The organism is Agrobacterium sp. H141, from assembly GCF_057158725.1.
On sequence record NZ_CM169893.1, the window covers coordinates 901,746 to 914,738 of the forward strand.

Below are 12,993 nucleotides of genomic sequence, written 5' to 3' on the forward strand. Positions count from 1 at the left end.
GTCTTACTTGCCCCACTTCAACGCGATGAGATCGAGTTCGCGCGACAGGTCCAGCAGGCGTGTCTTGGTACGCTCGGACATTGGCTTCAGCGGATGGCGAACATAATCGCTCTTGATGACGCCACCTTCCTTGAACACCGTCTTGCAGGCCCGTAGGCCGCACTGACGGTTTTCGTGGTTGATCAGCGGCAGGCAGAGCTTCCACTGTTCGAGAGCACCAGCCACATCGCCTGAGCGGTATTTCGTGACGATTGGGCGGATCTTTTCGCATTGCAGGCCGGAGGTCATGGTGCCGGTCGCGCCGGCATCGAGATCGGCAAGAAGGGTCACCGCTTCCTCGCCGTCGAACGGGCCGATGATATCGGGGCCGCCGGCTTCGATGAGAGCCGCCAGCTTGTCGGCGGCGAATGGCATTTCCAGCTTGAAGTAGCTGACGTTCTCGATTTCCTTGGCCATGCGGGTAAGGAGTGGTACCGGGAGCTGAACGCCGGAGAGAGGCGCATCCTGTACCATGATCGGGATGGAGATGGCATTGCTGACCATCTGAAAATGTTCGAAGACGCCTGCTTCTGCCGGTGCAATGCCAACGCCATGATAGGGTGGCATCATCATGACCATGGAGGCGCCGAGGCTTTGGGCAGCCTTTGCGCGCTCAACGACAATGTTCGTGGCGAAGTGACTGATGGTGACAATGACCGGAACTCGGCCTGCGACATGCTCCAAGCTGACGCGCATCATCGTTGCGCGCTCTTCGTCGGACAACACGAACTGTTCGGAATAGTTGGCGAGGATGCAGATGGCATCCACGCCCTGGTCGATCATGCAATCGAGGACGCGGCGCATGCCGTCTTCGTCGACGCGACCGTCATCAAGAAATGGCGTCGGGGCAACGGGAAGGATGCCTGTCAGCGGCGTTTTCATAAGGATATCTCCTGTAATCATCGTGATGCTATGCCGGTATTATCCGGCGAATGAGGTTCCTGGTCGTTTAGACGACCAGGACAGTGTCTGGAATCACCAGTCGAAAGCAGCGACCAGCCTGCGTTCGCCGCGAGAAAAGGCGTCTGAGACATGGAAGAGCGGGCGCAGATCCATGTCTATGCCACCAGCATTCACCAGATCGGCGAACTGCTTGTAGAGACGTGGATATTCGCCGCTTAACGGCGCATCCTCTGTGGTGCCCTGTTCCTTGCCATCAATTGTCATACGGGCGCCGCCGTCCAGCAGCTTCAGCGTGCTATCGGCGGTCTCGACCTCAATGGTCCAGGTTTGCTCGCCTTCCTGACGCCAATCGAATTCCGCAGTCACGCTCTCAGCCCCTTCATAGAAGAAGCGAAGCGATGCTGCGATCGGCGTCTGGCGGTTTTCCGGAACTTCCAGAACAGCCTCTGACACATGCATCGGACCGGGAAGGATCTCGGTCAGGATCGACAGCGCATTGATGCCGGGATCGAAGACACCAAGCCCGCCGGGCTCGAATATCCATTCCTGTCCCGGGTGCCATCTGCGCACATCCTCTTTCCAGATGGTCGTAACACGGCTGATCTTCCGTTTGGCGAGCCACGCCTTTGCGGCCGCTACCCGGTCAGCTTCGCGCGAATGCCAGGTGGCAAACAGCGAAAGACCGGCTGCACGGGCGATGTCTGTCAGTGCATTGCATTCCGCAATTGTCGCGCCCGGTGGCTTTTCCAGCATGACATGGCGCCCGGCTTTCAATGCCTTGACGGCATATTCGTAACGCGGCACCGGCGGCAGGCATAAAGAGACGCAATCGACCTCGGGACGGGCGGCCAGCATGGTGTCGATGTCGGTGAAGGCTTCCACCCCATCGACATCGCCATTGCGCGATACTGTTGCAGCCAATTGCCAATCAGAGGACGCGGCAATCGAAGGAATGTGCTGGTCGACGGCAATCTTGCCAATGCCGACCAGCGCGATCTTGCGTTCCGTCATCAGTGCGAATCCTTACCTACGGCGCTACCGCGGCCTCCCTTGAGGAAGTCGAGGTCGGCACCGGTATCGGCACCGCCAACGAATTGCTGATGCAGCCATTCATAACCGGAGGGAGCCTGATCGTGGTTGGGCTTCCAGGCGGCAAGACGAGCTGCCAGCTCTTCTTCGGAGATGTCGAGATGCAAACGGCGTCCAGCGACATCGAGCTCGATCATGTCGCCATTGCGCACTACCGCCAGCGGTCCGCCAACAGCGGCTTCCGGCGAGGTGTGCAGAACGACGGTGCCGTAGGCCGTGCCGGACATGCGGGCATCGGAAATCCTCACCATATCGGTTATGCCCTTTTTCAGCACCTTGGGCGGAAGGCCCATATTGCCGACTTCGGCCATGCCCGGATACCCCTTGGGACCACAGTTCTTCAAGACCATGATGCAGGTCTCGTCGATGTCGAGATTGTCGTCGTTGATCTTGGCCTTGTAGTCGTCGATGTCTTCGAAGACGACGGCGCGGCCACGATGCTGCAACAGATGAGGGCTGGCCGCCGATGGCTTCAGCACCGCGCCGTTGGGGGCAAGGTTACCCTTGACCACGGCAATGCCGCCCTGCTGCGTCAACGCCTTTTCAAGCGGCAGAATGACGTCTTCGTTGTGGTTGGTGACGTTCTTTACTTCTTCCCAGATGCTGTCGCCCGAAACCGTAATGCTGTCTTTGTGTAGCTGACCTGCTTCGCCAAGGCGCTTGAGGACGACTGGCAGACCGCCTGCGTAGAAGAATTCTTCCATCAGATATTTGCCCGATGGCATCAGGTTGACGATGGTGGCAACGTCGCGACCGCAACGGTCCCAGTCGTCAAGGCTGAGGTCGATCTTGAGACGGCCTGCGATTGCCAGGAGATGAACAACAGCGTTGGTCGAGCCGCCGATGGCACCGTTGGTGCGGATGGCGTTTTCGAAAGCCTGTTTCGTCATGATATCGGACGGCTTGAGGTCATCCTTGACCATCTGCACGATGCGGCGACCGGACAGTTGTGCGATCACGCGACGACGGCTGTCGACGGCGGGAATAGCGGCGTTGCCGGACAATGCCATGCCGAGCGCTTCAGCCATGGAGGCCATGGTGGAGGCTGTGCCCATCGTGTTGCAAGTGCCGGAACTACGCGACATCGACTGCTCTGCCTCGAGGAATTCTTCCTGAGACATCTCGCCTGCCTTTACGGCTTCGGAGAATTTCCACAAATGGGTGCCGGAACCAACACGTTCGCCACGGAAATATCCGTTCAGCATAGGACCGCCGGTGACGACGATGGAGGGAATATCTGTCGACGCTGCTCCCATGAGAAGGGAAGGGGTGGTCTTGTCGCAACCGACCAGCAGAACGGCGCCGTCGATCGGCTGCCCGCGCATGGCTTCTTCAACAGCCATGGCCGCCAGGTTGCGATACATCATCGCGGTCGGGCGGAAGGTGTTTTCCGACGCGGAGAACACAGGTACTTCAACCGGAAAACCACCGGCTTCCCAGATGCCGGCCTTTACCTTTTCGGCCAGTTCGCGCAAATGGCCGTTACACGGGGTCAGGTCGGACCAGGTGTTCATGATGCCAATGACGGGGCGACCGTCGAAGAGATCGTTCGGGTAACCCTGGTTCTTCAACCAGCCACGGTGGTAGATGGTGTCACGCGACGTGCCGCCATACCATTCCTGCGATCTCAATTTCCGCGGCCACTCGGCGGGCTTGAAACTCATTGTCGTTCCTCACTTGATCTGGCCAACCGCTCCGGACAGCCAATATGCCATATGTTGCGAGAGGTAACCCCTTGGGCGGGCGACCTCTCATCCTTGTTTTGAGAGAGCTTCGTCGACGTCCTTGATCGAATCGTCGAGAAGTTTCTCCATCTGCTGGCGAGCCAAGGTCGCATCCTGCTTCCTGATCGCCGCTAGAACTTCTCCATGTTGCTTGAGGCGCTCGTCCTTGATGACGGCGTTTTCCGCGCCGCGCCAGCTCAGTTTGAACGTGCTGAGCATGGCTGCATGAATAAGCGCGCTGAAGGCGCCAATAAAATGGTTTTGCGTTGCGAAGAGAATTTCGAGGTGAAAGCGGAGGTCGGCCTCTACCAGTTCAGTTTCCACCAGAGCGGTCGCTTGCATGTCTTTATAAGCTTCGGCAATCCGGCGCAGCTCCGCTTCGCTTCGCTTTTCGGCAGCCGTTGCAGCAACTGCCGGCTCGACCATGCGGCGTAACGCAAACAGATCCCGCGCGATCTCCAGCGATGGTTTGGTCTGAAGATGCCAGGCCAGAACCTCAGGGTCGAGCATATTCCAGAAAGCGGACGGTCGCACCGTGGTGCCGACTTTCGGGCGGGCCTGGATCATGCCCTTGGCGGCGAGCTTGCTATAGGCTTCACGCAAGGCCGTTCGAGATACCGAATAGCGCTTCAGCATAGAAGGCTCGTCGGGCAAACGCATATCGGGCTGGAAGCCGCCGCTGACGATCTCCCGCCCGATCTGGTGGACAATATTGTACGAACTCCCGCCGTCGGCAATCAGCGAGGCGCGCTCGGCGGCACCGAGAACCGTCACATCGGATCGGTCGGGGTTCGCAACTGGGTCTGTCATCCGTGGTCCAACATTGTCACGATGTGCCTCTCAGGCCGAAAGTGCTCACGAGGAAACGATGAAGTACGATGAAGAGGAATAGCAAGATACCGCTGCTGATCATAATCCACGCGCTGTTCAAAGAGCCGTTAAATATGATTAGTGTCGAGATCAAGCCCAGTATCATGCCTCCGAAGAGTGTGCCTGCCACCATTCCGACGCCGCCGGTCAAAAGTGTACCACCGAGAACGACAGCGGCAATGGCTGACAGTTCGAGCGTGTTGCCGGCGAGTGGGTAGCCCGAGGACGTGTAGAGCGCGTAAACGACGCCAGCAAGGGCGCTATAGAAACCGCCGAGCGCGTAGACCATAACCGTTGTCTTACGGATGTTCACACCCATAAGTCGAGCCGATTCCTTGTCGCCGCCGATGGCATAGACATTGGTGCCGAAGCGGGTGAAGTGTGCGATGAACATAGCAACCGCTAGACTGATGAGCATGACGATGGCCGAACTTCGAAGCACACCGCGACCCGGAAGCGGGATGCGCAAGGAAGCGTAGAAATCCACGAAGTCATTGCGAATCGGCACGGACTCGAGCGTCACCATGAAGCAGGCGCCTCTCAGCAGGAAGAGGCCGGCCAGCGTGACGATGAATGGCTGGATTTGGCAGAAGTCGATGATATAGCCCTGCATGGCACCGAAGGCTATGCCGAAGCATATCATCAGCGCGGCTGTTGCCAGCGGATGCCAGCCCATGGTGTCGAGCACGGCCATGCTGACGCCGACGAAGCCGATCATGGAACCGATCGACAGATCAATGCCACCAGACAGGATCACGAAGGTCGCACCGAGTGCGGCGATGATGATGAAGGCGTTGTCAGCCAGAATATTGCCGAGCACCGCTGTGGAAAGAAAATTGCGGTACATGGTGCCGCCAACGACAAACAGCGCGACAAAGACCAGGATTGTTGCCGCGAGCGGCAGATATTTCTTGTTCATTTCGCCCCCCGCGAAACCATCCGTTGAATTGTCTGGCGTGCATTGTCCGATTGCAGAAACAGGACCAGCAGAACCACGAGCGCCTTGATGATCAGGTTGTATTCCGGCGGTAGGCCGGAGATCAGGATGGAGGTCGTCAGCGCCTGGATGACGAGAGCGCCGATGACCGTCATCCCAAGATAGATGCGTCCTCCTGAAAGAGAGGCGCCGCCAATGACCACGGCCAGGATCGCATCGAGTTCGATATAGAGCCCCACGGATACGGGATCAGACGTGTGAGTGTCTGCTGTCAGGATGATGCCGGCCCAGGCGGCGGTGAAGCCGCAGATCACATAGGCGACGAAGATGATCAGCTTTGCTCTCACACCGGCCAGATCGGCTGCTGCTGCATTGCCGCCCACGGACTCCACAAACAGGCCGAGTGCAGTGCGCCGGATCAAGAGCCAGAGGCCGAGAAAGACGGCTGCGGCGACAAACAGGCGCATGGGAATGAAACCGAAGCTTCCTGTGCTCATGCCCTGCAAAAGTGGGCTGGTGAAGCTCGGATCGGTGCCACCATAGAGAAGATTGATCAACATTCCGATGCCGCGACCGGAGACCATCAGGATCAGTGTCGCAATGATCGGCTGAATGCCCAGCACAGCCACCAGCAGGCCATTCCACATGCCACAGATAATGCCGGCACCAAGGGCCATGAACAGAATGACAATATGGGGGTCGCCCATCTGGATGCGCCAGGCGATCACCGCGCCGCAAATGGCGATGGTCGATCCGACAGAGAGGTCGATACCCCTGGTGCCGATGACAATGGCCATGCCTATGGCGACGAGCGCCGTCGGTACTGCGCGATAGAGAATGTCGACCACATTGCCGAAGAGGCGGCCTTCCACAACGCGGATTTCGAAGAAGTTGGGCGATATGATCCAGTCAACGATGAGGATTAATGCCAGCGCCAGAAGCGGCCAGATCGCCCGGTGAGATCTCAGTGCCATGACGCGCTGAACAAGAACGGAATCAGTCATGCTGCTCATCGCTCCCTGCAATCATACGCACAATGTTGTCTCTGGTGATGTCGTCGCCTTCGATCTCTCCGATCTTGCAACGGTCTCGCAACACGGCGACACGGTCGGATGCGGCGACAACTTCATCGAGTTCCGAAGACGCGACCAGAAGGGCCATTCCTTGTTCGCAAAGTTTGCGGATCAGCAGCACGATTTCTGCATGCGCTCCCACGTCGATGCCGCGGGTCGGTTCATCCAGCAGCATGACGCTGGGCTTTGAGGCAAGGGCGCGGGCAAGGACCACCTTTTGTTGATTGCCGCCGGACAGTTGCTTGACCGGCTTTTCAGCATCGGGGGTGGCGATCGCCAGCGCCTTGATCATTTCGGCGGCGACCCGTTCCTGTTCCTGTCTCGAAATGCGGTTCAACCAGCCATTCTTGGCCTGCATCGACAGCATGATATTTTCACGAATGCTGAGCTCGCCGACCAGACCTTCGGCTTTGCGGTCTTCGGGGCAAAAGGCGATGCCGGCCGCAAGGGACGAGCGCGGCGAGTTGCCGTTCACTGCCTGTCCGTTAATTTCCAGCGTACCAGTGTCCGAGCGCATGGCGCCGAAAATCAGTTTGGCGGTTTCGGTTCGCCCTGATCCGAGAAGGCCGGCAAGGCCGACGACTTCGCCGGCACGCAATGTCAGGTCGAAGGGCTCCAGTGTTCTTTTCTTGCCCAGACCTCGGGCCACCACCTTTTCGGCTCCAGCTGCAACCGCCGATTTGCGCGCAAAGGCTGCTTCCACATCGCCGAGTTCGCGACCGATCATCATCGCTATCAGTTGTTCGCGGGAAATGTTGGCCGTCAGGTCGGTGCCGACATGGGTGCCGTTTCTCAGCACTGTCACGCGGTCGGATATTTCATAGACCTGGTCGAGGAAGTGCGAAATGAAGACGACGGCGATATCTTGCGCCTTAAGCTCCCGGATGATGCCGAACAGTGTCTTGGTTTCCTGGGCATCGAGACTTGCGGTTGGCTCGTCGAGAACCAGAACCCGCGTGTCGTCCTCCAGTGCCCGTGCAATTGCCACCAGTTGCTGGACGGCGACAGAATAGCTGCCGACTGGTTGCTCGACGTCAATATCCAGATGCAGGCGCTTCAATTGTTCGCGGGCCTGCTCGCGGGCCTTCTTCCAGGAGATGTAGCCGAATCTGCCGGATGTGCGTTCCAGCGCCAGGTTTTTTGTCACCGACATGGACGGAATCAGGTTGACCTCCTGATAGACCGTCGAGATACCGCTTGCCTGAGCTTCGCCGGTGGTTTTGAAATCGACCGGCTGGCCATCAAGGGTTATCTCTCCTGCGTCGCGGGTCGAGGCGCCTGTCAGGATCTTGATTAGTGTGGATTTGCCGGCGCCGTTTTCGCCGAGCAGAGCATGGACTTCACCGGGATAGAGCGTCAGATCGACGCCATCCAGTGCGCGCACGCCGGGAAACGACTTCACAATCGAGCGCATTTCGACGCGTGAGGCGCCTTCTACAGAATTCAACATTGCCGGAACCATCGTGTGGGACAAAGGTCACAATTTTTACTGCCATACAGCGATGCCCGACGCCCCGTTCCCGGGGCGCCTTGCATGTCACTGCGATGCTCGATGAGCGTCGTTACTTGGCAGTGTGAAGATCGGATGGAATCACGATCCATTTGTCCAGTTCACTCGGGTTCTTGAGATAGTCGAGAATGACCGGGTAGATGTACTTGCCGACGGCCGAGCGCAGCTCGACAGAGGCATTGGCTTCACCGTTTGCCAGTGCATCCTTGATCGCGGGGACGTAGTCGACCGAGATCATCAGAACATCCTTACCGGGCTTCAGGCCGGCTTCTTTCATGGCCTGGATCGCGCCGAGCTGCATGTTGTCGTTATGCGCAAACGACGCGCAGATGCCATCCAGATTGTTGGTGGACTTGATGAAGGCTTCCATAACCTTCTTGCCGCCATCGGTGGTGAAGTCACCCGACTGGGTGTTCACAATTTCCATTGCTGGAAACTGGTCGATGACTGCTTCAAAGCCCTTTTTGCGTTCGATCGCCGGCGCAGAGCCGGTCGTTCCCTGAAGTTCGACGATCTTGCAGGTGCCCTTGCTTTCCGCAGCCAACCATGCGCCGGCAAGCTTGCCTTCGAGATTGAAGTCGGCGGAAATGCGGGTGACGTAAAGCGACTTGTCCTGAACGTCGACATCGCGGTCTACGAGGAAGACAGGGATTTCAGCGTCCTTGGCTTCCTGCAATACCTGGTCCCAGCCGGTGACAACAACCGGTGCGACGATGATGGCGTCGACGCCCTGGGCGATGAAGGCGCGAACGGCGCGAAGCTGCTCTTCCTGCTTGCCCTGTGCATCGGCGAACTTCAGGTCAATATCGTATTCCTTGGCGCTTTCCTGCATGTTGGCAGAAAATGCCGGGCGCCAGTCTCCCTCGGATCCGACCTGCGAGAAGCCGATCGTGGTGGCGTTTGCCATGCCGGCAAACGCGAACGATGCAGCGATGGCGGTACCAGTCAAAAGTGTCTTGAAGCTCATCTTTTATCCTCCCTCAAAAGAATGCTGGCGACCTCCTCCAATCGGTAGTCCAGCAGAGCAATAAAATCCTATAGTATTATTATTTGAGCTGGCAAGCGATATTTGTTAGCGTCCACACGCTCTGGGTTGTGACTGCGGACACGCCTTTGACTTGTCAGACAACGTCCTTATGTATGGTGCGGATTTCAGATTCGCTTGCGGGGGAAACCGCGCAAGATATCTTAAGGCAATTCACCATCGCTCCGCAGCAGCGACAAACAAACACTCGAGACAATAGGCGAGGAAAATATGACCTTCACTCCGCATGGCAAACATCTCATCGCAGGCGAATGGACCAGCAGCGACCAGAAATTCACATCGGCTCCGGCAACGGGCGAAGCCTATGAATTTTCTCTGGGATCCGCAGCTGATGTCGACAAGGCAGTGAAAGCTGCTGAAGACGCATTCTGGACCTACGGCTATTCCAGCCGTGAAGAGCGCGCAGCATTTCTGAATGCGATTGCCGACGAAATTGAAGCTCGCGCCGACGCGATCACAGCAATCGGCACCAGCGAAACCGGTCTGCCCGAAGCCCGTCTTCAGGGCGAACGCGGTCGCACGACCGGGCAGCTTCGCCTGTTTGCAAGCCACATTCTCAAGGGTGACTATCTTGATCGCCGCCATGATGAAGCCCTGCCTGATCGTAAGCCACTGCCCCGCCCGGACATTCGTCTGGTTCAGCGTCCGATCGGCCCGGTTGGCGTATTCGGTGCTTCCAACTTCCCGCTTGCCTTCTCGACGGCCGGCGGCGACACAGCCTCTGCTCTGGCTGCCGGTTGCCCGGTTGTGGTCAAGGGACACCCGGCGCATCCCGGCACGGGCGAGATCATTGCCGAAGCTATCCATGCCGCGATCAAGACATGCGGTGTTCATCCCGGCGTCTTCTCTCTGATCCAGTCCAATTCGCGCGAAGCTGGCGAGGCAATTGTCCAGCATCCGTTGATCAAGGCGGTCGGTTTCACAGGGTCTCTCGGTGGTGGTCGGGCGCTGTTTGATCTTTGCGCACGTCGTCCTGAGCCTATTCCGTTCTTCGGCGAACTGGGTTCGGTCAATCCGATGTTCATGATGCCGGAAGCCATGTCGAAGCGCAGCGCGCAACTCGGTCAGGGCTGGGCCGGATCGCTCACCATGGGCGCTGGCCAGTTCTGCACCAATCCGGGTGTCGTGGTCGCCATCGATGGACCCGACACGGACGCATTCATTGAAGCTGCGACCAAGGCTTTGGCCGAAGTTTCTCCGCAAACGATGCTGACCGATGGGATTGCTTCGGCTTTCCGTTCAGGGCGTGACCGCGTTGCCGCAACCGCTGGCGTTCAGGAAGTGCTGACGTCCAGCTGCGACCTGCGTAATGCAACACCCTATGTGTTTGCGACGACTGGCAAGGAATGGCTCGCCAATGAGCAGCTGGGCGAAGAAGTATTCGGCCCGCTTGGTCTGATCGTCAAGGTCGCCGATTTCGACGAGATGGTTGCCGTTGCCCATTCGCTGCATGGCCAGCTGACAACGACATTGCATATGGATGAAGCCGACACTGAAAAGGCATCGAAGCTGATGCCGATCCTGGAACGCAAGGCTGGCCGTATTCTCGCCAACGGTTTCCCGACTGGCGTGGAAGTGAGCGAAGCCATGGTTCATGGTGGACCTTACCCGGCTTCGACCAATTTCGGTGCAACCTCTGTCGGCACCATGGCCATCCGTCGCTTCCTGCGTCCGGTCAGCTATCAGAACCTGTCGGAAAGTCTGCTGCCGTCTGAACTGCGTTCATAACAACTGAAGTCTCGGGGCGATAAAGTTTGCCCCGAGCCTCAGGGAACCTGAGCGGGGATGGCGCGTTATATAATCAAACCGGCGGCGCTTGCCTCGGTTTGTTGGGTTACTCCCACAGTGTTATTCCCTCCAGTCTTCATTCAAGTCCCGCTTCGGCGGGACTTTTTTTTCGCTCAGGCGGGCGTCGACTTTCGACCATGCCTCAAACGCAAAACACCGGCGCGATCATGAATCACGCCGGTGTTCGATTAAAGATTGTCGTTTTCTTTAGACGACCGCTGCACCAGCAAAGAGTGCAAGCGCCAGGAAGATCACGAAGATGATCAGCGCAATGAAGAACAGCACTTTAGCGATAGATGCGGTTGCTGCGGAAATTCCGGTGAAACCGAAGATACCCGCGATGACGGAAATTACGAAAAAGATGAGCGCCCATTTCAGCATGATAAACTCCTGGTTTGTTTGTCTGGAAACTCCTCACCAGGCTAGAAAGTTCCCCAAAAATGCACGAAATTGCCATATTTGGCTGCCGCAAGCGGTTGTTTTTCTCTAGATGAACAGCTGGCTTGCCAGTGAGCCGCCGATCAACACCAGCAGAAATACAGCGCCAATCAACAGACCATCACCGGTCATCAGCGCCAGTCCGAAGACCGTGATCACCAGCCCGGCGATGGAGCTGGAAAACGGTATGAATTCCATCAGGGGCATTACCAACGCGATCAGAACACATAAGAGGCTCGCCACGCGGACAGGGACCGCTCCGGTCAGCCAGGGCAGTCTCTGCCTGCTAAATCTGTCGATAAACCCTGCAACGGGCCGCATATAGCCGATTGCCTTGTCCGATCGATCCGACGACAGTCCGGCTCTGCGCAAGCGTTCGGGAATCCAGATGGACTGACGACCGAACATCAGCTGAATGCTGACAAGAAAGATGATGATTGCCAGAATGGTTGGCAGTGTCGGTATTCCGCTGAGTGGAGAGACCAGGATCAGGCCGGGCAGTAACAGCATGGGGCCGCTCATGCGCCGACCGGCCACTTCTTGAATAGTCGCAAGCGTAACCCTGCCATGCGCGCCCTTAAGGTCGTCGATCTGGTCGAGGAGCAGGTTGACGGAGGAGTGGCCGGTATCCGACATCGTGGTCTTTCCCCTCCTCAGTTCTCATTGATAAAAATCGGTGTGGCGCCCATTATGCGCCAGAATACGCATTCGCAATGCATCAGCGGCAAATTAGTTCCCCTGGAACCTTCTCATCCCTAACCGAACAATTGCCGAAGTTGCGCATTTCTTTTCCATGCCTACGAAACAAATGGAGGAGAAAATGGCTTATTCTTTGACCAGGGCAACATTCAGTTCGGCGTCGTTCTTGGTAAGCATTGTAGCGTTAGGTGGCGCATTGCTCGTTACGCCGGTGGCTATAGCGCAAGAGGCGACAGATGATTGCCGTGTCGTGCCGGAAGAGAATGCCCCAAGCGCGGTGCCAGACGACAAGACGGTTGTGGATCCGACTGAACCCAACTCGATTACAGACTGCAACGGTGTTCTAAAGCCGCCTGTGGTTGGTGATCCGCAAATGGTGCAGCCAGCGCCGGAGGTTGGGCAGACGCCGGTGTTGAAACCGAAAGAAGTCCCTGCTCAGCCTCAAAGCGAGTAGGGCAGCATCCATCAGATTTGTGAGATGGTTCGAAGCGGCGTTCCCGCCGCTCATCTTTAATTGCCCACTGGCCTGGAGTTGTCGGTGGCTTGGGACTATTCCCGTTCCACGAATTTGTTGAAGTGACTCCGATTTCCGCTGCCCGCATGGTCCTGACAGAGAAAGGCGAGATTTGCTCCCTCGAAGATCTGAAAAAACTCTGTCCATTCGATCTTTTTGAGTTCTCTATCGTCATCATCGAGCTTGTCGAATTCGACACCAAGGACCCCTTCGTCTCTTGAGCCGTTGACCTTGGCTGGCAAGCCATTGCGGGCTTCGATCCAGTTGCGGATTTCGACGTGATCGGTTGTTTGTCGGGCCATCGTCATCGTCATTCTCCTCTACGGTTGTGTGCTTACACAATTAGCCAACCGGCGCATGCCGT

The 12,993-nt window shown here is 57.4% G+C and carries 13 protein-coding genes; 2 read left to right on the forward strand and 11 right to left on the reverse strand.

Features of this window, described 5'->3' with window-relative positions; translation table 11 throughout:
* Positions 1 to 3: 3 nt before the first annotated feature.
* The 8 genes from ACWPM9_RS03995 to ACWPM9_RS04030 all read right to left on the reverse strand — a co-directional run bounded on the left by ACWPM9_RS03995 (position 4) and on the right by ACWPM9_RS04030 (position 9,112).
* Positions 4 to 921 (reverse strand): dihydrodipicolinate synthase family protein, encoded by a 918-nt coding sequence (locus ACWPM9_RS03995; RefSeq protein WP_428187655.1) that lies wholly within the window; start codon positions 919 to 921, stop codon positions 4 to 6.
* A 93-nt stretch (positions 922 to 1,014) separates the two neighbouring features.
* Positions 1,015 to 1,953: a Gfo/Idh/MocA family protein gene (locus tag ACWPM9_RS04000; RefSeq protein ID WP_484756835.1), complete on the reverse strand. Its 939-nt coding sequence runs from the start codon at positions 1,951 to 1,953 to the stop codon at positions 1,015 to 1,017.
* Positions 1,953 to 3,695, reverse strand: a complete 1,743-nt coding sequence (gene araD, locus ACWPM9_RS04005) for an L-arabinonate dehydratase (protein ID WP_484756836.1) — start codon at positions 3,693 to 3,695, stop codon at positions 1,953 to 1,955. Before araD ends, ACWPM9_RS04000 begins: the two co-directional genes overlap by 1 nt.
* 87 nt (positions 3,696 to 3,782) lie before the next feature.
* The gene (locus ACWPM9_RS04010; RefSeq protein ID WP_484756837.1) at positions 3,783 to 4,529 is read right to left on the reverse strand and encodes a FadR/GntR family transcriptional regulator; all 747 of its coding nucleotides are present in this window, start codon (positions 4,527 to 4,529) and stop codon (positions 3,783 to 3,785) included.
* Positions 4,530 to 4,581: 52 nt separating this feature from the next.
* Positions 4,582 to 5,544 carry a galactofuranose ABC transporter, permease protein YjfF gene (gene yjfF / locus ACWPM9_RS04015; protein ID WP_484756838.1) on the reverse strand — a complete coding sequence of 321 codons (963 nt, stop codon included), beginning with the start codon at positions 5,542 to 5,544 and terminating at the stop codon, positions 4,582 to 4,584.
* Positions 5,541 to 6,566, reverse strand: a complete 1,026-nt coding sequence (locus ACWPM9_RS04020; protein WP_428187660.1) for an ABC transporter permease — start codon at positions 6,564 to 6,566, stop codon at positions 5,541 to 5,543. Before ACWPM9_RS04020 ends, yjfF begins: the two co-directional genes overlap by 4 nt.
* The gene (locus tag ACWPM9_RS04025; RefSeq protein WP_484756839.1) at positions 6,559 to 8,085 is read right to left on the reverse strand and encodes a sugar ABC transporter ATP-binding protein; all 1,527 of its coding nucleotides are present in this window, start codon (positions 8,083 to 8,085) and stop codon (positions 6,559 to 6,561) included. Before ACWPM9_RS04025 ends, ACWPM9_RS04020 begins: the two co-directional genes overlap by 8 nt.
* Positions 8,086 to 8,197: 112 nt before the next feature.
* Entirely contained in the window at positions 8,198 to 9,112 is a 915-nt protein-coding gene (locus tag ACWPM9_RS04030) for an ABC transporter substrate-binding protein (RefSeq protein ID WP_428187662.1), read from the reverse strand.
* 288 nt (positions 9,113 to 9,400) lie between these two features.
* On the opposite strand from ACWPM9_RS04030, the gene ACWPM9_RS04035 reads away from it, so the two are divergent.
* Positions 9,401 to 10,918, forward strand: coding sequence for an aldehyde dehydrogenase (NADP(+)) (locus tag ACWPM9_RS04035; RefSeq protein ID WP_428187663.1), 1,518 nt, complete (start codon positions 9,401 to 9,403; stop codon positions 10,916 to 10,918).
* A gap of 267 nt (positions 10,919 to 11,185) precedes the next feature.
* Here ACWPM9_RS04035 and ACWPM9_RS04040 read toward each other — a convergent pair whose 3' ends face one another.
* Together ACWPM9_RS04040 and ACWPM9_RS04045 are read right to left on the reverse strand one after the other, a co-directional pair.
* A complete protein-coding gene (locus ACWPM9_RS04040) occupies positions 11,186 to 11,359 on the reverse strand; it encodes a DUF1328 domain-containing protein (RefSeq protein WP_428187664.1) in 174 nt (57 codons plus the stop codon).
* A 105-nt stretch (positions 11,360 to 11,464) separates the two neighbouring features.
* A complete protein-coding gene (locus tag ACWPM9_RS04045) occupies positions 11,465 to 12,052 on the reverse strand; it encodes an exopolysaccharide biosynthesis protein (RefSeq protein ID WP_484756840.1) in 588 nt (195 codons plus the stop codon).
* Positions 12,053 to 12,236: 184 nt separating this feature from the next.
* Between ACWPM9_RS04045 and ACWPM9_RS04050 the strand changes: the two genes are divergently transcribed.
* Positions 12,237 to 12,569, forward strand: a complete 333-nt coding sequence (locus ACWPM9_RS04050; RefSeq protein ID WP_484756841.1) for a hypothetical protein — start codon at positions 12,237 to 12,239, stop codon at positions 12,567 to 12,569.
* A gap of 95 nt (positions 12,570 to 12,664) precedes the next feature.
* Here ACWPM9_RS04050 and ACWPM9_RS04055 read toward each other — a convergent pair whose 3' ends face one another.
* On the reverse strand, positions 12,665 to 12,937 hold the full coding sequence (locus ACWPM9_RS04055) for a hypothetical protein (protein WP_484756842.1): 273 nt from the start codon (positions 12,935 to 12,937) through the stop codon (positions 12,665 to 12,667).
* Between the last annotated feature and the right edge of the window lie 56 nt (positions 12,938 to 12,993).

Excerpts from the sequence above, each read along its gene's own strand:
- ACWPM9_RS03995 (WP_428187655.1), bottom strand. The coding sequence starts at position 921 with ATGAAAACGCCGCTGACAGGCATCCTTCCCGTTGCCCCGACGCCATTT.
- ACWPM9_RS04000 (WP_484756835.1), bottom strand. The coding sequence starts at position 1,953 with ATGACGGAACGCAAGATCGCGCTGGTCGGCATTGGCAAGATTGCCGTC.
- araD (WP_484756836.1), bottom strand. The coding sequence starts at position 3,695 with ATGAGTTTCAAGCCCGCCGAGTGGCCGCGGAAATTGAGATCGCAGGAA.
- yjfF (WP_484756838.1), bottom strand. The coding sequence starts at position 5,544 with ATGAACAAGAAATATCTGCCGCTCGCGGCAACAATCCTGGTCTTTGTC.
- ACWPM9_RS04020 (WP_428187660.1), bottom strand. The coding sequence starts at position 6,566 with ATGACTGATTCCGTTCTTGTTCAGCGCGTCATGGCACTGAGATCTCAC.
- ACWPM9_RS04025 (WP_484756839.1), bottom strand. The coding sequence starts at position 8,085 with ATGTTGAATTCTGTAGAAGGCGCCTCACGCGTCGAAATGCGCTCGATT.
- ACWPM9_RS04030 (WP_428187662.1), bottom strand. The coding sequence starts at position 9,112 with ATGAGCTTCAAGACACTTTTGACTGGTACCGCCATCGCTGCATCGTTC.
- ACWPM9_RS04035 (WP_428187663.1), top strand. The coding sequence starts at position 9,401 with ATGACCTTCACTCCGCATGGCAAACATCTCATCGCAGGCGAATGGACC.
- ACWPM9_RS04040 (WP_428187664.1), bottom strand. The coding sequence starts at position 11,359 with ATGCTGAAATGGGCGCTCATCTTTTTCGTAATTTCCGTCATCGCGGGT.
- ACWPM9_RS04045 (WP_484756840.1), bottom strand. The coding sequence starts at position 12,052 with ATGTCGGATACCGGCCACTCCTCCGTCAACCTGCTCCTCGACCAGATC.
- ACWPM9_RS04050 (WP_484756841.1), top strand. The coding sequence starts at position 12,237 with ATGGCTTATTCTTTGACCAGGGCAACATTCAGTTCGGCGTCGTTCTTG.
- ACWPM9_RS04055 (WP_484756842.1), bottom strand. The coding sequence starts at position 12,937 with ATGACGATGGCCCGACAAACAACCGATCACGTCGAAATCCGCAACTGG.